22 protein-coding genes and 1 pseudogene are annotated in these 22,490 nt (G+C 36.7%); 10 read left to right on the top strand and 13 right to left on the bottom strand.

All coding sequences use genetic code 11. The annotated features are described in order from the left end of the window. Positions 1-87 precede the first annotated feature (87 nt). Entirely contained in the window at positions 88-510 is a 423-nt protein-coding gene (locus tag VB694_RS06765; RefSeq protein WP_323359546.1) for a GNAT family N-acetyltransferase, read from the bottom strand. 108 nt (positions 511-618) lie between these two features. Here VB694_RS06765 and VB694_RS06760 point away from each other — a divergent pair, with 108 nt between their 5' ends. Next, entirely contained in the window at positions 619-1,098 is a 480-nt protein-coding gene (locus VB694_RS06760; RefSeq protein ID WP_323359545.1) for a DUF1499 domain-containing protein, read from the top strand. A 59-nt stretch (positions 1,099-1,157) separates the two neighbouring features. On the opposite strand, the gene VB694_RS06755 is transcribed toward VB694_RS06760, so the two are convergent. Further along, a complete protein-coding gene (locus VB694_RS06755) occupies positions 1,158-1,733 on the bottom strand; it encodes a pyridoxamine 5'-phosphate oxidase family protein (RefSeq protein WP_323359640.1) in 576 nt (191 codons plus the stop codon). 69 nt (positions 1,734-1,802) lie between these two features. On the opposite strand from VB694_RS06755, the gene VB694_RS06750 reads away from it, so the two are divergent. After that, the gene (locus tag VB694_RS06750; RefSeq protein WP_323359544.1) at positions 1,803-2,720 is read left to right on the top strand and encodes a 1-aminocyclopropane-1-carboxylate deaminase/D-cysteine desulfhydrase; all 918 of its coding nucleotides are present in this window, start codon (positions 1,803-1,805) and stop codon (positions 2,718-2,720) included. Positions 2,721-2,898: 178 nt separating this feature from the next. On the opposite strand, the gene VB694_RS06745 is transcribed toward VB694_RS06750, so the two are convergent. The 4 genes from VB694_RS06745 to VB694_RS06730 form a co-directional block, all read right to left on the bottom strand. Then, complete coding sequence (locus tag VB694_RS06745) at positions 2,899-3,321, bottom strand: hypothetical protein (RefSeq protein ID WP_323359543.1); 423 nt, start codon at positions 3,319-3,321, stop codon at positions 2,899-2,901. Between the two features lie 165 nt (positions 3,322-3,486). Continuing rightward, positions 3,487-3,672, bottom strand: a complete 186-nt coding sequence (locus VB694_RS06740; protein WP_323359542.1) for a hypothetical protein — start codon at positions 3,670-3,672, stop codon at positions 3,487-3,489. A gap of 158 nt (positions 3,673-3,830) precedes the next feature. Then, entirely contained in the window at positions 3,831-6,497 is a 2,667-nt protein-coding gene (locus VB694_RS06735; protein WP_323359541.1) for an EAL domain-containing protein, read from the bottom strand. Positions 6,498-7,025: 528 nt separating this feature from the next. Next, on the bottom strand, positions 7,026-8,189 hold the full coding sequence (locus tag VB694_RS06730) for an AI-2E family transporter (protein WP_323359540.1): 1,164 nt from the start codon (positions 8,187-8,189) through the stop codon (positions 7,026-7,028). A gap of 118 nt (positions 8,190-8,307) precedes the next feature. On the opposite strand from VB694_RS06730, the gene VB694_RS06725 reads away from it, so the two are divergent. Together VB694_RS06725 and VB694_RS06720 are read left to right on the top strand one after the other, a co-directional pair. Beyond that, complete coding sequence (locus VB694_RS06725) at positions 8,308-8,694, top strand: hypothetical protein (RefSeq protein WP_323359639.1); 387 nt, start codon at positions 8,308-8,310, stop codon at positions 8,692-8,694. Between the two features lie 279 nt (positions 8,695-8,973). Beyond that, positions 8,974-10,389 (top strand): LCP family protein, encoded by a 1,416-nt coding sequence (locus VB694_RS06720; RefSeq protein ID WP_323359539.1) that lies wholly within the window; start codon positions 8,974-8,976, stop codon positions 10,387-10,389. Between the two features lie 163 nt (positions 10,390-10,552). On the opposite strand, the gene VB694_RS06715 is transcribed toward VB694_RS06720, so the two are convergent. Then, positions 10,553-10,705, bottom strand: a complete 153-nt coding sequence (locus VB694_RS06715; protein ID WP_323359538.1) for a nicotinate phosphoribosyltransferase — start codon at positions 10,703-10,705, stop codon at positions 10,553-10,555. Between the two features lie 371 nt (positions 10,706-11,076). Between VB694_RS06715 and VB694_RS06710 the strand changes: the two genes are divergently transcribed. The 4 genes and pseudogenes from VB694_RS06710 (at position 11,077) to VB694_RS06695 (ending at position 15,564) form a co-directional block, all read left to right on the top strand. After that, the gene (locus tag VB694_RS06710; RefSeq protein ID WP_323359537.1) at positions 11,077-12,474 is read left to right on the top strand and encodes a nicotinate phosphoribosyltransferase; all 1,398 of its coding nucleotides are present in this window, start codon (positions 11,077-11,079) and stop codon (positions 12,472-12,474) included. Then, positions 12,471-13,092: pseudogene (locus VB694_RS06705) on the top strand (nicotinate-nucleotide adenylyltransferase). The gene VB694_RS06710 and the pseudogene VB694_RS06705 overlap by 4 nt, the downstream one beginning before the upstream one ends. Continuing rightward, the gene (locus VB694_RS06700) at positions 13,038-13,784 is read left to right on the top strand and encodes an NUDIX hydrolase (RefSeq protein ID WP_323359536.1); all 747 of its coding nucleotides are present in this window, start codon (positions 13,038-13,040) and stop codon (positions 13,782-13,784) included. Before VB694_RS06705 ends, VB694_RS06700 begins: the two are co-directional and overlap by 55 nt. A gap of 97 nt (positions 13,785-13,881) precedes the next feature. Beyond that, entirely contained in the window at positions 13,882-15,564 is a 1,683-nt protein-coding gene (locus tag VB694_RS06695; RefSeq protein WP_323359535.1) for an NAD+ synthase, read from the top strand. Here the strand turns inward: VB694_RS06695 and VB694_RS06690 are convergent. Then, positions 15,561-16,247, bottom strand: coding sequence for a tetratricopeptide repeat protein (locus VB694_RS06690; RefSeq protein WP_323359534.1), 687 nt, complete (start codon positions 16,245-16,247; stop codon positions 15,561-15,563). The genes VB694_RS06695 and VB694_RS06690 overlap by 4 nt on opposite strands. 353 nt (positions 16,248-16,600) lie before the next feature. On the opposite strand from VB694_RS06690, the gene VB694_RS06685 reads away from it, so the two are divergent. Both VB694_RS06685 and VB694_RS06680 read left to right on the top strand, forming a co-directional pair. After that, positions 16,601-16,927, top strand: coding sequence for a YbjQ family protein (locus tag VB694_RS06685; RefSeq protein ID WP_323359533.1), 327 nt, complete (start codon positions 16,601-16,603; stop codon positions 16,925-16,927). A gap of 278 nt (positions 16,928-17,205) precedes the next feature. Next, positions 17,206-17,841: a hypothetical protein gene (locus VB694_RS06680; protein ID WP_323359532.1), complete on the top strand. Its 636-nt coding sequence runs from the start codon at positions 17,206-17,208 to the stop codon at positions 17,839-17,841. Positions 17,842-17,974: 133 nt separating this feature from the next. Here the strand turns inward: VB694_RS06680 and VB694_RS06675 are convergent, their stop codons facing one another. The 5 genes from VB694_RS06675 to VB694_RS06655 form a co-directional block, all read right to left on the bottom strand. Further along, positions 17,975-18,235 carry a hypothetical protein gene (locus VB694_RS06675; protein ID WP_323359531.1) on the bottom strand — a complete coding sequence of 87 codons (261 nt, stop codon included), beginning with the start codon at positions 18,233-18,235 and terminating at the stop codon, positions 17,975-17,977. A gap of 142 nt (positions 18,236-18,377) precedes the next feature. After that, entirely contained in the window at positions 18,378-19,025 is a 648-nt protein-coding gene (locus tag VB694_RS06670; protein WP_323359530.1) for a Uma2 family endonuclease, read from the bottom strand. Positions 19,026-19,125: 100 nt separating this feature from the next. Further along, positions 19,126-19,407, bottom strand: coding sequence for a hypothetical protein (locus VB694_RS06665; RefSeq protein ID WP_323359529.1), 282 nt, complete (start codon positions 19,405-19,407; stop codon positions 19,126-19,128). 197 nt (positions 19,408-19,604) lie between these two features. After that, positions 19,605-19,826, bottom strand: coding sequence for an addiction module antidote protein, HigA family (locus VB694_RS06660; protein WP_323359528.1), 222 nt, complete (start codon positions 19,824-19,826; stop codon positions 19,605-19,607). Between the two features lie 84 nt (positions 19,827-19,910). Further along, on the bottom strand, positions 19,911-22,409 hold the full coding sequence (locus VB694_RS06655; protein WP_323359527.1) for a hypothetical protein: 2,499 nt from the start codon (positions 22,407-22,409) through the stop codon (positions 19,911-19,913). Positions 22,410-22,490: the final 81 nt, after the last annotated feature.

Here is a 22,490-nt window from a genome sequence, read left to right as displayed (position 1 = left end):
AAAAGAAGTCGGGGATCTTATCACCTTATTGGATAAATAGAAGTGATTCAACGAAATACATTTTATAGATTAATAATCATGATTCTATTACTCAGATAATGGATGAGAACGGCGCATTAATTTAATTCCATCTACATCATTTTTGAAACCCCAACGTTCATAGAAAGGAATCATTTCTGGCAAACAATAAAGAGCGATATTTTCAACTTCTTTTAACTGGGGATGATTTATTACTGCATCTAATAATTTAGCACCAAAACCCATTTTTCTATAATCAGGTTTAATAATTACATCATAAAGAGTTCCGCGATAAACAAAATCAGTAAGAACGCGACAAAAACCAATCAATTCTTCGTCATCACACACCAAAGCAATAATTAAATCTGATGCTTTTAACATTTTTACTACTCGTTCAAAAGTCCGGTCTTTACTCCAAAACTCATTTTTATATAATTCCACAAGTTCATAAATTTGCTTTTCGGTTAACTGGTTAGCGATTTGGTAATTCATGGTTAATTTTCAATTAATTTTATTACCCAGAATGATTTTAGTGACAATAATGGTTGATAATTATTGAAGACATTAATAAAATCTAAATCATCGAGGAGTAAATTGATCATGTCCCATCTAACAACATTTGTACAGCGACTACAGAGTATTACTTTAGTAATAGTCTTAACACTGACTATCAGTTTAATCGTTCCTGCAATAACTTGGGCAACTGGTTTAGGAATTGAATCAGGTTATCTGAGTCCTTGTCCAAATTCAGATAACTGTGTTGTCAGTCAAAATGCTGATGCTAAACACGCCATTGAGCCGATTACCTATCATCTGGATCGTGATACAGTACGAGAAACACTACTGAAAGTTCTCACAGTTGTTCCTCGTACAGAAGTTATAGAACAAACAGATAATTATATCCATGCTCTTTCTAAAAGCCGCATCTTCAAATTTATTGATGATGTAGAGTTTTATTTACCAACGGATGAATCAGTAATTCATATCCGTTCAGCATCTCGTGTAGGAGAGTCTGATCTTGGTGTCAACCGCCGACGGATGGAACAAATTCGTTTGGCTTTGCGTGACTTAAACATCTAATTTGTTGAGATTTTTTTTGTTTAATTAATAAGTATTTTTTGAAGGTGAATCATCATCATTTACTCATTAACTAATTTTTGATTGTGAACTTGAGACAAGGGAGTTAACAAACCATCAATGCTAATAAAATTTTTCTGCTGATGATATTCTTTAATTCCCTGTTCACCTTTTTTATTAGCCCAATTAATTAAAGTTTCCCTTTGTCCTTGATATTCATAAAGTGGCACAGCAAAACCACAGGAAGTTTGTACTCGTTCAATATCAGCCAAAATTATTTGCCGAGTTCCGGGAATGGGAGGAAATAAAGAATACAGAGAATCCCATTCTGGTGAATTAGGTAAAATTGTTTTTCCCTGTCCATAAAGACGGAGAATAGAAGGCGGTTCTTGAAAAGCACAAAACATCAATGTAATCCTGCCATTTTCTAACAGATGGGCAGAAGTTTCATTACCACTACCTGTTAAATCCAAGTAAGCAACGCGATTGGGTGAAAGAATACGAAAACTTTCTAAACCTTTGGGAGAAAGATTAACATGACCTGTAGGACTCAACGGTGCAGTTCCCACAAAGAACATCTGCTGATTTGCAATAAATTTTTGCACTTCTTCAGTAATAGAGTCAAAAACTTTAGCCATAAACAGTGAGAGAGTTTTTGCAGATTTGTTATTTTCTACTATTCCCACAAAGCTTAACTCGTGATTTAAATGTCGTCAATCTTTCTATCTCCACCCATCCAAAAAATTAATAGTCAAATAGCTGATAGCATTGGTATCGAATTATATGTATTACGCCTTGATCTCATGCACCCGCTGGTTAATGGTAACAAATGGTTCAAACTGAAATATAATTTGTTATCAGCTAAAGAGGAAAATTGCTCAACCATACTCACTTTTGGCGGTGCTTATTCTAACCATATTTTTGCTACAGCCGCCGCAGGAAATCTGTTTGGTTTTCGGACTATTGGGGTAATTCGTGGTGAAGAAACGTTACCCCTTAATCCTACTCTCAGTTTTGCAGTAGAACAAGGAATGGAGTTATTATATTGCGATCGCACAACCTACCGCAAACGTCACACCATTCAACTACAGGAAGACTTAAAACAACGCTTTGGTGAAGTTTTTATCATTCCCGAAGGAGGTTGTAACTTAGATGGTGTGCGGGGTTGTACAGAAATAATGCCAAATATAGAACCATTTGATCATATTTGTCTAGCTTGTGGAACAGCCACAACATTAGCAGGTATGGCCTTATCATTAAATTCAAAACAGAAAATTATTGGTTTTCCTGTATTAAAAGGTGGAGAATTTTTAGCAGCAGAAATAGACAGTTTAATAAACAATTATCTCACATCTGGTTTACCTGCATCTGTTGATGTTCCCGCACCTTGGCAATTAATATGTGATTACCATTTTGGAGGGTATGCAAAAGTAAATCAGGAATTAATAAATTTCTGCCAAAAATTCACCCAAGAACATGGCATAACTCTAGATTACGTATATACGGGAAAAATGTTTTATGGAGTCATGAATTTACTAAAACAAGGATTTTTTCAACCAGGGAAAATACTATTATTACACACTGGTGGTTTACAGGGAAATCTCGGTTATAATATCCCGATATAAGATCCCCGACTTCTTTGTTTATTTTGCAAATAAATTATTAATTGAATTGAATTGAAGTCAGAAGTCGGGGATCTAAACTAATTATTATAAGATCCCCGACTTCTTTATTTATTTTGCAAATAAATTATTAATTGAAGTCAGAAGTCGGGGATCTGAACTAGTGCTAAACCCCTACTGACTATAAAGCTACATCATGTTTTTTAGCAATTTGAGTCAGTTGTTCATACTGATGTTGTGATGCTTTTGTTAATATTGCTTCTGCATCTTCTGGATCAGTACCATCTTTAGGAATTAAAAACTTAACATAAAGTGCAACAAAATCCACAATAGCTGCTAAACCTGACAAATTGTGTTGATCAGATTGCTTTCCAGCAATTACAGCTACTAGACCGGCTCTAATTGGGTCTGGTTTCACTTTCATGAATTGGTCAATTAGTTGTTTCAAATAATCTGCTGGTGCTAAGTTTTTCAACTTATTAGCATCAGGTTTAAATTCCAATCCTGCGGCTTTGGCTTGTTCTAAAACACACCATTCTGTAAATTCTTGCAGTGCAGCATCAGGAAGATTGGGGAGATATTTGTATAGTTCTAAATCAGACACAAGTTTACACCAATTTTAGATTGTTAGATTGCCAAATTTCATAATTAGGTTATTTTGTTCGCTGGAAACAATACAACCTATAAACTAGGAAAAATGCAATTAAAAAATTGCATCAAGTTCACCCTAACTCACTGTTTTCGATAGTTTTGTAGTGCAACCGACAATCTAATCTAGATGCTGAAAATTAGCAGTATTGATAGCTATAATAACTACTGAAGGTTCGTTAAGTGTGCCAATGGGTGCAGGTTTCATATCTCGATAGTCAAGGATTTGGACAACAATTAGGTAAACTATCGCTAAAATTATAGAAATAGCACCTGTAACGATAGCAACTATTTTGGAACGGTTCATTTGATTTCCTAATCAATAAATTATGGTGATAAGATCCCCGACTTCTTTGATAATCGTGTCAATAAATTGTGAATTGATCGCAGAAGTCGGGGATCTGGGTATCAATAAGTGCTACAACTGAATACTTACGTTGATATTACGTTGATATATTTATGCCCCTATTCCGATGCTGATAGTAGGTTTTGCTGAGAGATATTTAATTTACTGGTCATTAACTCTGTAGCCTGTTGGGGAGACAGGGGTTTATAGAACAGATATCCTTGTACATCATCGCAATTAATTGACCTTAAAAAATTTAGTTCTTCTAACTTTTCCACACCTTCAGCAATTAGTCTTAACCCTAAACTGCGTCCCAAGTCAACTATAGCCTTGATGATATGAGCGACTTTCTCATCTATCGCCAATTCTTGGATAAAAGACCTATCAATTTTTAGATTATGAAATGGTAATACCTGGAGACGGGAAAGAGAAGAATATCCCGTACCAAAATCATCAATCGAGAGGAGTAAACCCATTTTCTCCAACTTTTTCAGTACAGTTGTGGTGAAGTTCATATCCTCAATAGCTGTTGTTTCTGTAATTTCTAACTCTAAATATTCGGACTCCATTCCTGTAGCTGCTAAAATCGCCGCTACTGTTTCTAATAGCTTAGGTTGGCGGAACTGCTTAGGAGAAAGATTCACCGCAATAGTCATGCTAGGGAAGCCTGCTTGTTGCCAAGCTTTATTTTGAGTACAAGCTTCTCGTAATACCCATTCGCCGATAGGGATAATTAATCCGCTGGCTTCAGCTAGGGGAATGAAAACGTTAGGAGCAACTATTCCCATTTCCGGGTGATGCCAGCGCAAGAGAGCTTCCATACCTGTAATTTCTTCTGTGATAATGTTAACTCGTGGCTGATAATACAAAAGAAATTCTTTTCGTTCTAGGGCATGGCGCAGACTCTTATCTAAACTCAGGAGTTCTGGGGTTTTGGCATTCAGGGACAAGGTATAAAACTGGTAATTATTCCTGCCCTTGTCTTTGGCATAATATAAAGCAGAATCCGCTTGCTGAATCAAGGTTTCTGCTTTATTGCTGTGTTCATTAAACATGGCAATACCAAGGCTGGCACTTACATAAAGTTCATGTCCATGTAGATGAAAAGGTTGTTCTAAGGTTTGTAAAATTCTGGGTGCTATTTGTTCGACTTCTTCGCTCTGGGTAATATTAGTGAGTAGAATAGTAAATTCGTCACCTCCCCAACGAGAAATAGTATCTCCGGCTCTGAGAGAGTTTCTTAGTCTTTGAGCTACACATTGTAATAATTCGTCTCCTAGTGTGTGTCCCAGAGTATCATTAATCATCTTGAAACGATCTAGATCCAGGAACATCACTGCTAAACTTTTTTGCTCCTCAACTGCTTTTTCTATGCCTTTGTTTAGTAAATCGTTAAACTGCAAACGATTGGGTAAACCGGTGAGTAAGTCATGCAGGGCTTGATAGCGAATTCTTTCTTCTACCTGCTGACGCTGACGAGCGCCACTGATAATAGCAGCCATTGTCAACAGGCTGGATTTTTCATGGGTTGACCAATGACGCTCTAAGGTACAATCAGCTAAACCCAGGTAGCCCCAAAAATCTTCTTCTAAACACAAGGGTACAAGTATGAGAGATTTAATGCTATCTCGATTGAGAAGTTCTTTTTCTAGAGTAGGAAATTCTTCAGTTATGCCACTGATCGGTATTCCCGTAGACAGAATATTATACCAACGTTCTAGTCCAGAATTTTTGTAAGTCTGATTGTACCAATGGTGCTGGGTTGATTTGACCTCAGATTTTGTCCATTCATACTTTAGGCTCATTGCTATTTCCCCTGTGACTTCATGGGGATGGTTGTGAAATATGTAAACGCGATCGCCATTGGCAGCCTTCCCAAAAGTAGCCAGTGCTTTTTCTATTGCTATGTCATAATCCATTTCTGCCAGTAAATAATTAGCGGCTTCTGCAACTCCCTGAAGCAAGCGATCTCGTTGCCGCAATTCTGCCTCAGCTTGCTTTTGTTCAGTAATTTCTCTAATAATAAAAGTTCTAACTAAATCACTTTCTGGTAAGTAATGAACGGATTGTTCAAAAATCTCTCCGTACACTTCTACCTCTCGCACAAAAGAATTACTCTCTTGATGTGCAACTATATTGAGTAATTGTGCCAAAATTGGATGTTCCTTGCCAATTTCCCTTAATCTAGGAAACTTATGCGCTGCGGCTGGATTATAATAGGTAATATTTCCCTCTAAATCCATTTCAATAATTGGATTGGGAATCAGTTCTGGAAAGGAAGCAAGACGAGTTAACAAAGTGTCACTCGCGGCTTCAATATTGGTATCAGCAATAATTAAAGTGTCAAAAGGATTCGCGGGATTTCCTTGTTCTGAGAGAAACCTAGCCAGATCTTCCGCTGTACAAGATTCTCCAAATGCTTCCTCTGATAGGTTAGAAATAGCATAGTATTTAGCTTGAGCCTGGGGATTGCCAAAAGCAATAACGTCTCCATTCTGGAGACTATGAGAAAAACATTTAGTGCCATTAATAAATAAGCCGTTGGTACTTCTTTTACCCTGAAAGTTACCATCAACAATGCGAAAGCCATATTTTTCAGTGTTAGGAATAGTCACACGCAATAAAATTGCGTGTTGTCTTGATACAGACTTAGCACGCAGAACAATAGCGTTTCTGGTATCCCTTCCCAGAGAATAAGTCGTCTCTAACAGGGGAATGGTTCTCTGTCCTTCCGGATCTTGGACAACCAATAAATGACGTATTTTATCCCGCTCATTTGCTGCCATATCTTTTCCTAAAATTTTCATGTCTTTTATGATTTGTACTGCAACAATATGGCTTCTATCAATTCTGATTTTTAGATTCTGTGATCTTGAAAAGGTGCGCCATAATTTTTTTGCTATAACCTTGTATAAAAGGCTCAACACTGGGTGGTAAATCTTATACTACTGTAAAAAGTTTATTCATATCAAGCCTGGAATCAATTGCCAGATTTCCCCAAAATAAACTTACACATTTGGGATGCTCCCTGGTAAGAGCTAGAAGGCTAAAATTAATCATCTAAAAAGTTAGTAATATTTAATACTTTCATTATTTACAAGGGTGAGATTGCTATCAAAATTCAATTTATTGATCCTTAAACATCAGAGGCGATTTGTAAACTTGTATGACGAAGCTTCGTGTCATCATGTCTTTGCTTTTTTCATTCCTGACTCCTCTAGGGGTTTAGCGATGAGCTTTACCCCTACTGAATTCTGCTGTAAAAATTTACCCTCTTTGAGTAGATCGCAAACTTTTCGATTTACTCAAATCAGCTATGGCTGAGAAACACTGAGGGAATTTTTCGCTTCAGGAGGAGATTGTTCTATTGTCTTGGGTGCAGTTACCTCCCCAGATAAGGAATTTTCTGTATCATTACTCATGATCGGCGGACGGATGGCGCTAATAACTGTTTTGATGACAACAGCACAAGGAACGGCCACAATCACACCCAAAAGTCCACCAATTCTGGCTCCAGTCAAGACGGAAATTAGGATCCAAACTGGATTTAAACCGGTAAAACTTCCTAAAATGCGGGGTGCAATGATATTTTCCAAAATTTGCTGGACGATGACTGCGGCGGCTAATACTCTAGCACCCATCCAAACGTCTTGTAAGGAAACCAACAAAGTGGTGACAGCAATACCTACAGAACCGCCAAAGGGGATGAGAGCCATAATGCCGATAGTTAAACCGAATAACAACCCATAAGGAACTTTTAGCCACAAAAATGTGGGAATCAGAGCCGAGGCCATACAGGTGGATAAAATCAACTGGGTGATAAAGAAGTTTTGAAAACTGAGGCGTACTGTTCTAGAAAAAGGTTCACGAAATTTAGTAGGTAGCCATTCTACTAAGCTTTCCCAAAGTTCCCCACCATGCTGCAATAAATAGAAAGTTAAAACCATTGTCAGCAGGAAGTCTAACAAGCTGGTAAAGGTGACAACAGCAAGATTTAAAACTTGTCCAGCTATAGCTTGTAGTTGCCCCTTAACGCGATCATTAATTTGCACTGCAATGGCATCAAGATTAATGGGTAAGCCCATCATCTCGGCTTTTTCGTTTAAAATCATTAACTGCGATCGCCCGGAGTCTATCAACTCTGGCAAGCGGTTTACCAGTTGCTGGGCTTGGGTAAGGGCTAACGGAAAAAGGGTGACACCCAGCGCCAATAAAATGGATAAAGCTAATAAAAATACTAAGATAGCAACTTGTTCGCGTCTAGCACCATGCCTTTCCATCCAACTCACCGGGTAGTTGAGCAGAAAGGCCAGCACTGAAGCTCCAACTAAAATGACGATCAAAGAGTGGAAATAATTGAAAATTGCCGATATAGCCCAACCGTTGAGAACTAATAGGGGAGCAAATAGCGCGATCGCCCCGATTCGTGCTACTGGTGTAAATTTTTGCCACCAGTCGAGTAGCTTACGTGTCTGCATTTTCAGATGATTGGGGATAAAACTAAATAGGACTTAAGTCAAATTCTTGTTTACAGTCTATTATCTCTAACTATATGAATCTCATTCCTTTCTCTAGTTTATGATTAGACCAACCACAATGCAAAATTTACCACCAATTGAAAATTACCCAGATCATCAAGACTCAGCTACCTCTAAAAGAGTGCTGTTTTTATACTTAATTCCTATGCTCGGCTTTTTCCCCTCCTTTTGGACTCTCTATCGCCATCAGGGTAGTCGGGAACAACTGGCTGTGAGTCGTCTGTCCATGACCTTGGGTTTGACATGGATGTTAGGTTACTTATTGTTAGCATCTGGAGCAGCAACTTCAGATTTTTTTGCCCTACGTTTGTTAATTTTGAATAGTTTTCTCACCTCTGGTTACTTTTTGGTGAGTGTTTACTTGATTTTTCGGGTTATCCAAGGCAAATCTTGCCGTTTACCAGGATTCAGTGGTTTTGCTGAGCGAATGCTGCGTAAGCACTAAATCTGAACTTTTGACAGATTTTTAGCCTGGCTACAAGGCTTTACAGGTAAGCTGCCAACCAACATATTCAAATCTGGTTTATTATTGCCATACTTTAATCAACCTCTCCGGATTAGTAATAAATCTAGAGAAATGCGGGTAAAGGTCTTGTTGTATCAATGATAGGTAGCTAAGTAGAAACTATTCATTCAAAGTTATCTATAATAGTCTGATTTACCTATATATATTGAGTTAAGTCGGCAAATTTACAGTATTTTATCAGTCAGTGTGAGGGAATCTGTGACTAGTCAAAGAACATCAACCGAAGGTAACAAATCAGCGCAAGCTAAAGGCAAAGGCAAAAACTACCGCCGCTCCAAATCTGGCCGCTGGCTATGGTTTGCTGTAGGTATGGGCGGCATTGCCATCGTGTCGGGTATGGCAGGGGCTTTGTTAGCTGTTTCTTGGGAAAGTACACCTTTGCAACAAGCCCAGTTAAGTGCTAAGGAAGCAGCGGTTTTTGATGGCGATCGCATTTCTGGCAATGGCTTCCAATTTTCTCAATTAACTCGTCCTGTCAATATCTTAGTTATGGGGATGAGTGTACTGCCTCCAGATGTTCAAAACCCACCTACTGATACCAAAGAACTTGGTTATTTACCCCAGATAAATTCTTTTGATGGTCTTGCTGATGTGATGCTCTTACTCAAATTTGACCCAGAGACCAAAAAAATCGTCATGCTTTCCATTCCCAGAGATACTCGCACGGAAATTGAAGGGTTTGGGGTGAAGAAAATTAACGCTGCTAATATTGATGGTGGTCCGGCTTTAACTGCTAAAACAGTCAGCAATCTGTTAGGTGGAGTGGGAATTGACCGTTATGTCCGCATTAATGTCTTAGGAGTTGGTAAACTTATTGATGCTTTAGGTGGGGTAACAGTCTACGTTCCTAAAGATATGAAATATCAGGATGATTCCCAGCATTTATATATTAATTTAAAGGCAGGTAAACAGCATCTTAGCGGTAGTCAAGCACTACAGTTACTCCGTTTTCGACATGACGAACTCGGAGATATTGGCCGGATTCAGCGCCAGCAACTTGTATTACGTGCTTTAATTGAACAGAGTCTCAATCCCTCAACATTAACACGATTACCAGAAATTCTTGATACTGTTAAAGATAATATTGATACCAACTTGACTGTTGAGGAACTTGTGGCGTTAGTCGGTTTTGGGGCGCGAACCAATCGTTCTAATATGCAGATGTTAATGCTTCCTGGTCGTTTTAGTGAAGTAAAGGAGTATGAAGCTAGTTATTGGATTCCTTATAAACAGGCGATTACTAAATTAATGGTTCAAAATTTTGGTTTAGAATCGACATCATTTGAGAGCGAAATCATTGATCCGGCTAGATTACGTGTAGCAATTCAAGATAGTACAGGTGGCGATCGCTCGCAAATTCGCCCCTTAATTACAGCCTTAGAACAAGCCGGATATCGTAATATTTTTATCTCTCGACCTTGGGGTGAACCTCTAGAAACTACTAATATTATCGCTCAACAAGGTGATAGCGACAGTGCTGAATCAATTCGTAACACTTTAGGTTTTGGCGAAGTGCGAGTAGAAAGCACTGGTAATATCGGCTCTGATATTAGTATTCAAGTCGGTAAAGATTGGTTACTACAAAAACCCGTGTTTGAAAATCTAGCTCGGTAGGAACAGAGTAGGGGCGAAGCATTCGGACGATCAATTATCGGTTTTTCCCTTGTAGGGGCGAAGCATTCGGACGATCAATTATCGGTTTTTCCCCAGTTTATTTTCCGAATGCTTCGCCCTTACACCTTCGCCCCTACGCCCTTCGCGAACGCCCCTATAACTTCTACCAAGAACCAGAATTCCGTCCCTTATAAGGAATACCCGTAAAAGGTTGAAAACCAATCATAGGATAGGCATCATCTGTAGGGGTAAAAATCCGCATGAAAGCTTCAGAAATAAATTGAGTCATACTAACAAGCATTTTGGAGATAGCCATAACCTGAGACTCCTTTTTTTTATGCCTTTTATTTGAGATATCTATAATTTAATGCCGATATTTATTGGTCGCTCATCTTTGCAATATATTGACAATATTTGCAATGATTTTTCAGATAAGTTTGCAATACTTTATTTAATTGATCACTCAAAATTCTCCCCTTGATTTTAATTATAAGTGCAAATCAGTAATCGGGGATTTTTTCCGTCTAATTCTTTTTTTTCACTATTAAAAAATATAAAATAATAGGTATTTATCGACTAATTAATCTTTATTTGTAGGGCTTTCAGGCATAATCAGCCAAAGACTTGACATGAGTTATGGTAAAAGCTACCATAAATGGATAAGCAATTTTGCTAGGAAACAGTTATATGACCACTTTTATAGATGTGGGCTATGGCTACCAAAACCCAGAATTGAATATCAGTCCTGAAGACTATAGCTTATTGACAGACCTTTACCAGCTAACAATGGCAGCTTGTTACACAGGTGAAGGAATAGAACAAAAACGAGCCAGTTTTGAATTATTTGTGCGGCGCTTACCTCAAGATTTTGGCTATTTAATAGCAATGGGTTTGGCGCAAGCTTTGGAATATTTGGCTAAATTTAGCTTTAATTCTGCCCAAATTGCTGCTTTACAGAACACGGGAATTTTTACCCATGCACCTGATCGATTTTGGTCATTATTAACAGAAGGTAGTTTTACAGGGGATGTGTGGGCAGTACCAGAAGGCACAGCAGTATTTGCTAATGAGCCATTATTAAGAATTGAAGCGCCTTTATGGCAAGCACAGATAGTAGAAACTTATCTTTTAAACACTCTCAATTACCAAACTTTAATTGCTACCAAAGCGGCTAGATTACGTGATATTGCGGGGGAAACAGCCACACTTTTAGAATTTGGCACAAGAAGAGCTTTTAGTCCCCAAGCCTCTTTATGGGCAGCACGGGCAGCTTTAGCAGGTGGTTTAGATGCCACTTCTAATGTGTTAGCAGCACTACAGTTAGAGCAAAAACCCAGTGGTACAATGGCTCACGCTTTAGTGATGGCATTGTCAGCCCTAGAAGGAAGTGAAGAACAGGCGTTTACTGCCTTTCATCAATATTTTCCGGGTGCGCCATTGCTAATTGATACTTATGATACAGTGGCTGCGGCTCAACAGTTGGCTGAAAAGGTCAATAGTGGGGAAATAACATTAACTGGGGTGAGGTTAGATTCTGGGGATTTAGTTACTTTATCAAAACAAGTGCGATCGCTCCTGCCCAAAGTTTCAATTTTTGCTAGTGGTGATTTGGATGAATGGGAAATACAAAGACTAAAAACAGCAGGTGCAGAAATTGATAGTTATGGTTTAGGAACAAAATTAGTAACAGGTTCACCTGTGAATGGAGTTTATAAATTAGTCGATATTGATGGTATTCCGGTGATGAAACTATCTAGTGGTAAGTTTACTTATCCTGGACGTAAGCAGATTTTTCGCTCTTATGTTGGAGATAAATTACATTCTGATAGGTTAGGTTTATTAGATGAGAATTTTGGGAGAGAACAACCTATATTAGAGTTGGTAATGAAAGCAGGTAAGCAATTAAAACCACATGAAAATTTAACAACAATTCGGCAACGAACCGCAGTTTCAGTGGCTAGTTTACCAGAGGAAACAAGAAGATTAGAAAATCCAGTTTCTGTGAAAGTTGAGCTTTCTGAAATGTTGTATGAGTTAACAGAAGAGACGAAGAAACTAACCGCAAAGGACGCAAAGATAAAATGAGGAAAATCGCTTTATTTGGTACAAGTGCTGATCCGCCAACGGCTGGACATCAAAAAATTCTCAAGTGGTTATCTGAAAGTTTTAATTGGGTAGCGGTTTGGGCTGCTGATAATCCTTTTAAGTCTCAACAAACACCTTTAGATCATCGGGCTGCAATGTTAAATCTGCTCATTACAGATATAGAACCACCTCAAGGTAATATTAATTTAGAACAAGAATTAAGCAGTTGGCGAACTTTGGAAACTGTTGAAAAAGCAAAATTGAGATGGGGTCATGATGTTGAATATACTTTAGTCATTGGTTCAGATTTAGTACATCAGTTACCACATTGGTATCACGTTGCAGATTTGTTAAAACAAGTGCAATTATTGGTAATTCCTCGACCGGGTTATGTAATAGATAATTCTAGCTTGGAGGAAATTAGGGATTTAGGAGGAAAAATTGCGATCGCTAGTATAACTGGTTTAGATGTTTCCTCTACAGCTTTTCGTGAACAAAAAGATCCCGAAACTCTCACCCCCCCTGTTATTGCTTATATTCATCGGGAGCATTTGTACGTTTAAATGTCAGGACGTAACCATAAAAAGATTTCAAATCCTACAAATCAACAACCTTTAGCTGATTTCAAAGTTGGTGTTGATAATGTCATTTTTTCTGTAGATACTGCCCAAAATCGGCTGTTAGTGTTGTTAATAATGCGACAGCAAGAACCATTTTTAAATTCCTGGAGTCTTCCCGGTACTTTGGTACGTCAAGGAGAATCCTTAGAAGATGCAGCTTATCGCATTATGGCAGAAAAAATTAAAGTCAATAACCTCTATCTCGAACAACTCTATACTTTTGGTGGTCCAAATCGTGATCCACGAGAAAAAATTGATAGTTATGGAGTTCGTTATTTATCAGTTAGTTATTTTGCCTTAGTTCGGTTTGAGGAAGCAGAATTAATTGCTGATAAAGTTGCTGGTATTGCTTGGTATCCAGTTAAACAAATACCTCAATTAGCATTTGATCATAATGAAATTATTACCTATGGACATAGAAGACTGAGAAATAAATTAGAATATAGCCCGGTAGCTTTTGATGTATTACCAAAAACCTTTACTCTCAACGATTTATATCAATTATACACCACAGTTTTAGGGGAAAATTTCTCAGATTATTCTAATTTTAGAGCGCGGTTACTGAAGTTAGGATTTTTATCAGATACCGGAATTAAAGTATCAAGAGGTGCAGGTCGTCCCGCTAGTTTATATAAGTTTGATGCCGCAGCTTTTGCACCTTTTAAAGATAAACCGTTAGTTTTTATTTAAATTAGATGACAGTGAAGAGGTAATAGGGAATAGTTGAATATTATTTACCAATTACCAATTACCAATTACCAATTACCAATTACCAATTATCAAATATATGAAAATAGCCATTGCTCAACTTAATCCTATCATTGGTGACTTACCTGGAAACGCTCAAAAAATCCTGGAAACTGCAAAACAAGCAGCATCAGCAGGTGTACGTTTATTATTAACACCAGAACTTTCTTTATGTGGATATCCACCCAGGGATTTATTATTAAATCCTAGTTTTGTGGAAACTATGAATATCACATTAAAAAAATTAGCTCAAGATTTACCACCTAATTTAGCTGTTTTGGTCGGAACTGTTGTTAAAAATACAGAAGCTCACATTACTGGCGAAAAAACTTTATTTAACAGCATTGCTTTATTAGTAGCAGGAAAAGTGCAGCAATATTTCCATAAGCGACTATTACCAACTTATGATGTATTTGATGAAAATCGCTATTTTGAACCCGGGTTACAAGCTAATTATTTTGTTTTGGATGATATCAATATTGGAGTAACAATTTGCGAAGATTTATGGAATGATGAGGATTTTTGGGGAAAACGGACTTATGCAGTTAATCCCATTGCTGATTTATCAATTTTAGGGGTGGATTTGATTGTCAATTTATCAGCCTCACCTTATACAGTTGGTAAGCAAAAACTACGGGAAGCTATGCTTCAGCATAGTGCGATAAACTTCCAAGAACCAGTAATTTATACTAATCAAGTTGGTGGAAATGATGACTTAATTTTTGATGGTCGCAGTTTTGCGTTAAATCGTCAAGGTGAAATTATTTGTCGTGCTAAAGGTTTTGAAACTGATTTATTAGTTGTTGAATTTGATGAAATCCAACGAGATTTACAGCTAGATTCTGGTTCCCCTGGTTATGAATCTGAAGATGAGGAAATTTGGCACGCTTTGGTTTTAGGTGTGCGAGATTATGTTAGTAAATGTCACTTTTCTCAAGTTGTTTTGGGTTTAAGTGGTGGTGTTGATTCGGCTTTAGTCGCTGCTATTGCTACTGCTGCAATAGGTAAAGAAAATGTCTTTGGTGTGTTGATGCCTTCTCCTTATAGTTCTGAACATTCTATTAGTGATGCTTTGGCTTTAGCAGATAATTTGGGGATTAAAACTCAGATTTTACCGATTGGGGAATTAATGCAAGGCTTTGATAATTCTTTAGCTGAATTGTTTGCAGAAACTGAATTTGGGATTGCTGAGGAAAATATTCAATCCCGGATTCGTGGTAATCTATTAATGGCGATCGCTAATAAATTTGGTCATCTGCTTTTATCTACCGGTAATAAATCAGAAATGGCGGTTGGTTACTGCACTCTTTATGGTGATATGAATGGTGGTTTAGCGGTAATTGCAGATGTGCCAAAAACCCGTGTTTATTCTCTTTGCAATTGGTTAAATGAGCATCAGCAAACAGAAATTATTCCCCAAAATATCATCACCAAAGCGCCGAGTGCGGAACTCAAACCCGGTCAAGTTGACCAAGATTCTCTCCCAGCTTATGAAATATTAGATGATATCTTACAACGCTTTATTAATCAGCATCAATCAGCACAACAGATAGTTGCAGCCGGTCACGACCAAGTAATTGTAAATCGAGTTTTACAAATGGTGGGACGTGCTGAATTTAAGCGTAGACAAGCACCACCGGGACTAAAAATTACTGACCGCGCTTTTGGTACCGGTTGGAGAATGCCCATAGCTAGTAAGATTAATTGGCTGGCTATTAATTAACCTCCTATTTCTCGCAGCATTGCTTCTACTCTGTCCGCACCTTCCGGGTCATTAGCAGTACGATATAAGCTTAGGGCTTTTCTCAAGACATTGCTGGCTTGTTGAGTTTGTCTGCGTTGTTTAAACATCGAACCCATTAACTCATAGGTGCGAGGATTGTTTCTATTTAAGTTCATTGCTTGTTCATAAGCCCAAGTCGCTGATTCATAATCGCCTAAAGTAGCTTGGGTTACGCCTAATCCTAAATAAGCATTAAAATTACTACGGTTTAGCTGAATAGCTCGACGATAAGCTTCTTTTGCGCCGTTGGTGTCTCCCATGTTACCTTTGATAAAACCTACAGCGTAATAAAAATCACTATTGTTTGGTTCGAGCGCGATCGCCCGGCGGTAAGCAGTTAAAGCCAACTGAAAATTGCCTTGTTGAGCATATAGGTAGCCAATTCCAGAATGAATTCTCGCATTTCTGGGAGCTAATCTCCCCGCTTCTTGATAAACTGCGATCGCCCCATTATAATCTCCCCCATCCACCAGTCTCCGTCCTTCCTCTAAAAGTTCCTTTAACCTTGAATTTGTGGCTTGTGCAACGTATACTTCTGTACTCTGAGCTACCGCAGGAGTAGTAGTCACAAAACTTCCTAGTAATAGAACAGTCACTAAAAACGATGTTTGTTTGTATACCATAAATTTCCTGGAATTTTAGTGAACTTTTTGTTTGTACATTAAAACAAAAATCTTTAATTTTGAAAACGGTATTTATTCACATTGACAAAATCTGCCAAAATTGATAATTACTGAAATCCTTGCCTGTATACAGCAACCTAGACCAGCATTTATACTAGAGCTAGAAAAATTACTCATATCTCACATTTACAGGTTTGGGGGCATGAAAATATAGGATGAAAAGAATATCCAAAAAGTTCCAACAATTCTGGTACTCTGCATCAAGATAATGCAAAAATAAAATATATCCTCAAACATATCCTCAAACATATCCTCAAACATATCCAGCTATTTGCTATTTGTAAGGTGAATATATGCTTTTAAGTACAACCGATGTCATTCAAGGTGCAGTAATTGATTCATATTTGGGCATTGTTACAGCAGAAGTTGTCTATGGTAGTAATTTCTTGCGGGATTTTTTAGCCAGCATTCGCGATATTGTTGGGGGAAGAACAGGTAGTTACGAACGTCTATTTGAAGAAGGACAAAGAAAAGCACTGGAAGAAATAGAACAACGAGCGCAACGTTTAGGAGCAGATGCTGTGATCGGCATTGAAATTGATACAGGTACAATTAATGTTGACCAATCTGGAGTTTTATTACTAATTACTGCTACAGGTACAGCGGTAAAAATTCGTTAAAATTTTATCATTTTTGAGTACATAAAAAGTCTGACACATTAAATTAGATGTTTACTTTCAGTCAGACTCTCATTAATTTCATCTCATTAATTTCAGATTTAGATAAAAGATCAACTTGTTAATATGAAAAAATAAAAATAATTTCTTCTAACTAAAGATATAGTAATTAACTCTTTCCAGTGATAGATATTAAAAACACCAAAAAACAATTTAATTATAAGTATTAAGCATAAATATACCTGAAAAACTTGCTGAAATAGCAAGGGAGAAAATAAACTATGTCATACGTAAATCGAGTAGGGGACGAAATTATTCAACCTGAGTCTACGGTATCAACACGAGTGACAGAATACCGGGATAGGGTGCGTTGGGGTCCCATAATTTCTGGTGTTTTGCTGGCTTTATCCACTCAATTAATTTTGAGTTCCTTGTTTGGGGCTTTGGGTGCAGGTAGAATAGCTGATTCTTTAGCACCAAGAACAATAGCAACAGGTATTATCAGTAATGTAGGAATTTGGTCAACGGTTGCTTTATTACTGTCTCTATTTCTAGGTGGTTGGATAACAACCCGTGCTTGTGGACCCATGCACCGAGATACAGCCCTACTCAACGGCGCAATTCTTTGGGCATCAACTTTAGCAATTAGTTCTTTTCTATTAGCAAATGGCGTATGGGGTGCTTTTGGTGTTGCGGCTTACAATGCGGCAGCAGTAATGAATCAAATACAAGGACAAGGTTCTACCATACCACAGAATTTACCTGCCTTAACTGCTGAACAAACTCGTGAAATTGCAGCTGCAACTTCTAGAACTTTATGGTGGTTTGTTTTAGGTTCTTTATTAGGTTTAGCAGCTTCATTAATGGGTGCAGTTGCTGGTGCGCGTAGTCCTCGAACCAATAATTACAATCATTAATATATCCCCGACTTCTTTTATTTATTATTTATTGTGTCAATAAAGGATAAATTGATCTCAGAAGTCGGGGATCTTATCGCCTTACCTGAATTCTTACTAGGAATATTAAAAATTACGAATTAGCCGAAATTCCCTACCATTTCAAAAACGCTTCCTCAACTCCTTTCTCTCTTCTAACTTTTGCATCAATTTCAAACCAAGTAATAATTTGTTTAGTCGTCAACTCCTCAATAGACACATCATATTCCTTAGCAATGTGCTGTAAAATCCTTAAAGAAGAAATTGTCAATCTACTTAAAAACTTTTCCGGAGAAGATAACAAAGCCGCGTCAACTTGGGCTGATTCTTCCGAAGATAAAAATTGGGTTGATGATTGATTAGGGGCGATATCCATAAAAATTCAAAATTCTGTTTAATCGAGAAATTGCCTTTCTACCATTAAATCATATTATTGTCACCCCTGAGCAATAAAAGCCGAGCAATAAGTAACTCAACCTTAAAAACATAATACCCAGATCACCGACTTCTTAATTTAATCAGGAAATTTGTGTTTTTAACCAACTCCGAAAATTTCTAATCATCGTCACCTCACCCACTTGTAAACTAGAAGCCAAAAACTGAGGAATTTCTGTATTTAAAGGTAAATTCGCAAAGGTTGGTGAACCATTGGAAGGAATATATTTATCCTCAGATAAACTATAAATTTGCATCACAGGTTCACCATAACGCCAAACTTCAGGAACACCTAAAGCTAAATAAATCGGTAATTTATCAATAGAAGAACTAGCATAATCAACTTCTATGACTAAATCAGGTGGAGGATCTTGAGTTAAATCTAAACTGGTTTTATTTCTCATGATTGGTTCATTTTGAATATAGAAACTAGAATCAGGTTCTACACCTCTAGCTAAATCTTCTCTTTTACAAGTTAATGAACCAGTGCTTTTGACATTGAGATTTAACTCTTCAACTAAAGTATCAATTATTTTTTCTATCAATCTTTTATTATGTTCATGGGGCATTAATGGAGTCATAATTTCTAAGATTCCCTGATTATAAGTAAATCTGTTATGGCGATCGCTACCTGTTTCTAATAAAATTCTTTCAAAAGTATTCCAGGAAATATTATGGAGGATGACGCTATTGGTGTGAGTGTCGCTGTGAGTAGGTGCTAGAGTTACCATAGAAATTCACCTCGCAGTTTTAATTATTCTATTATATCACTATCATCAATTTCAATTAGAGGAAAAGGAACAGATATAACATCACCTTTAATTAAATGTTCTATAGATCCTTCCATGCTTCGTCTTCCTCTGGAACAAGCCAAATTTTATTTAATGATGATTCACTAATTTCTAAAAATTCTTTGACCAATATTTTATCATCATCTGTATCAACAGCTTGTAAATTTTTAACTACTTCTAATGGCAGTCCAGTTAGTTTGACGATAAAATCTAAATCAATACCTTCTCGTAACATATTTACAGCAACTTGGGTTAAAACTTGCTGTAAGCCTTTTTCCCATGCTTCCTGTAATGTTTGCGCTGGAATTGATAGGTTGTTCATATTTTTTATATTTATGTAGTTGTATTTTTGTAACTCGATTATATTGTATCATAAAATGATTGATAACTCTGAGTTGATAAGAAAAGGTTATCAATTTTTAACTTTGACTTATGAACATTCAAATAAAAATTTATCGAAAGCGATCGCAGAAGTTTTAATACAGTTATCAAGTGGGGGAAGTTGGTTTAATAAGCACTTTACAATCTTAAAAAATAACCATCTGAAAATCTAAAATAGAGCCAAAGGCATAAATTTATATCTGCTGTTATTTTAAGTCTACCTGTAATATTTCCTTGAATAGTAGGATAAGTTAAACCTAAATTAACAGCTAAAGTATTTTCGCTGATATCTAATTCTTCTAAAAATTGATATTTTAAAATTTCACCAGCATGGAGATTATATAGTAAGTTGTTTTCCATGACTTTTTCTCCTAATGGTAATCCACTATTTCTACATTATAAGCATTTCCATTTTCCCAAATGAAACAGACCCGCCTAAAACCGTTAAAACTCTTGCCTCCAAGATTCTACCAAGTTTCTATCTACCAGTTGATCTCCCTCATCCCAACTATATTGTCTGATAGGTTCTCCTACAGATACATTTGGATTCTGTGGCAAGTCATTTTTTGGAACTAAAAGATCCATCACATTCAATTGCCATTGTTCTTTGATTTCGTTCTTTTTTTGACCCCATAGATAAAACGTATCATTGAACAATAGATGTACACCAATTCCTTTTTCGGTTGCCTTTTGTGCTACATCATTCACAAGGGAATGTAAGTCACAGGTAACTGATGTATTCACAACGCCTAAAACTACTACTTTGGCGCTTACAAGGACTGCTGTTTCAATTACTTTTTCAAGATGCTCTATTATTTCTTTGACGTTTTCTTCATTGATGATTCGCCAAGACTTACATTCAGCAAGTATGAAAACATTTTTCACAATTATGAATAGATCAATGTCAGAGAATTTATCTTTTTCCCCTATTTTGTGAAGGTCTCCTCCTAGTTGAATGTGTCCAGAAGAAGCAAGCCAGGATAAAAAAACTGCTGTTGAAAGTACAGCCTGTCCACCAGTTTTAAGAAACCGGGCTGCTAATTCATTAGGTTTATATGCAAATTCTAACTTATCCAAATTGTCAAAATGAGAATTTTCTTTACAACCTAACTGGAAATTTTCTGCACAACCATTGCATTCAACAAATTCGTTAATTTTGTCAAGCTTGTACCAGTCTTTTAACCCACAATATGGGCATTTTAGGGCATATCCTCGGTATAATAAACCTGCTTCCAATAATGCCGGAAGATTTTGCTCTACTATATTCTTTGCATCTTTCGTATTCTTTGCATCTTTCCGGATCAGATTTAATTCTCGTTCTAAATATCCTTTTATTTCCGAAAATTTTAATCCACTTTGTTCAGATTTATGTGAATACTTTAATTTATTTCCATCTAATTTATTTCCATCTAATTTATTGATTTCCGAGGATTCACTAGTACCAAAAGCCCTAAATATTTTCGCTCCACCTGACATAATTAAATCTCTAGTTTTATCAAAACCTCCAAAACGCTTAATAAAACCTTTAGCATAGCGAGTATGATCATTTAATTCAAAAAATAAACCTTTAATTTTTAACCATCTTGCAATAATTTCTTCGCTTTCAGGTAAATATATACGGCATTCTGCGTTAGAGTAAGCTAACCCCGTAACACCCTTTTCAGCAGGTCGTACAGGTTGTGTTTTCCCCTGTTGCCAATCTTTGAATATAGGGTCTTGAGAATTTTCTGAATATTTGACTTCTTGTATGTGATTCGATAGGAGTACAGCAGAAGTTTGTGTAAAAGGTGCAGAAAATGATTTACCAGAGGAAAATTCAATTTCTGCATCATATCCAAAAAGATAATCTGAATTTTCGTGTCCAGAGGGTATGATAGGACTAAAGCGTATGGATTTATCTAATGATGAAATTTCTCGTGTTGTAATAACTGGTTTGCTAGAGTAAACATTACCTGGCTGAAAATCAAAACCGGAATTATTATAAAAAACTCTTACAAAAATATCTCTATCAAATTTATTAAAAATATTATGAATTTGGTTTGCTAAATTTCTTGCTTCATCATTTGATAAATTAACATAAATTCTCAGTTCCGACATTGAGAGAAAAAATTTAGACAAAATTGAAATACAATTTTCTAAGTTTTGTAGGAAGTCTTTTTTAGGCAAATAGAACTTATTACTATACCATATATCTAAACGGCGGTAGTTCCAAAAACTGGTAGCAATATTAATTTCATCATATTTAGAAAGGAATAAATTGCAAACTTTTTCATGATCTCGAACTGACCAGCCACCTGAAGATTGTGTATGTATTTTCGTCATAGAAAGTGAGTTTGTGAATATTCTTGTTGCTGTTAGTAAGCTTGCCTTTAGCAAAACTTCAATAGAATTAATGCTAATTAACCGAGCATTTAGATGATTGCTTAGGTATCCTTGATATTGATTTGATGGTTTACCAAATTGCAAAAATATCTCATGTCCAAATGTAGAATTATCTGAAATCAAGCAAATATTAGTGTCCGATAAGGGATTTTTGTATATAGAATTTAAAACACGAATAATATGTGGAAATTCTCGAATTTGAGAACCATTTACTGTCTGCAATGGAAGACCAAAAAGATGATCATTCAAATTAGCTATGTCTTCAATTCGCTCTGATGAAAGTTTTAAGCAGCGACTTGGAAACTGATCTAAAATTTCAGTAACATTTTCTGGAATATCTTGTTCTGGCAAGAAAATATAATCAGGATTAATTGAGCGTAAAGCATACTCCAAGAGGATAAGTTTATCAGTATCATCGGGTACTGGAAAGATTGTATTTGACAAGCCCCCCCATAAATGTGTGTAAAGTGTCACCGCATTTTTCAGATCAGTTGTTGTATTCACTAAGTAAACTAAGCGGAGAGGGCGCGGTTTGAGTTTCAGTATTGCCTCATGCTGCATAATAAAGTAATGCCTGTAAATTTTTTGAGTAATTTATATTACTTAATTATCATACTAAATTGCATAGTTTTCAGTTTCCGA

Source organism: Anabaena sp. UHCC 0451, from assembly GCF_034931405.1.
Classification (GTDB): Bacteria; Cyanobacteriota; Cyanobacteriia; order Cyanobacteriales; family Nostocaceae; genus RDYJ01.
The sequence above is the reverse complement of the archived record's forward strand: the minus strand, read 5'-3'. Positions and strand labels throughout refer to the sequence as shown.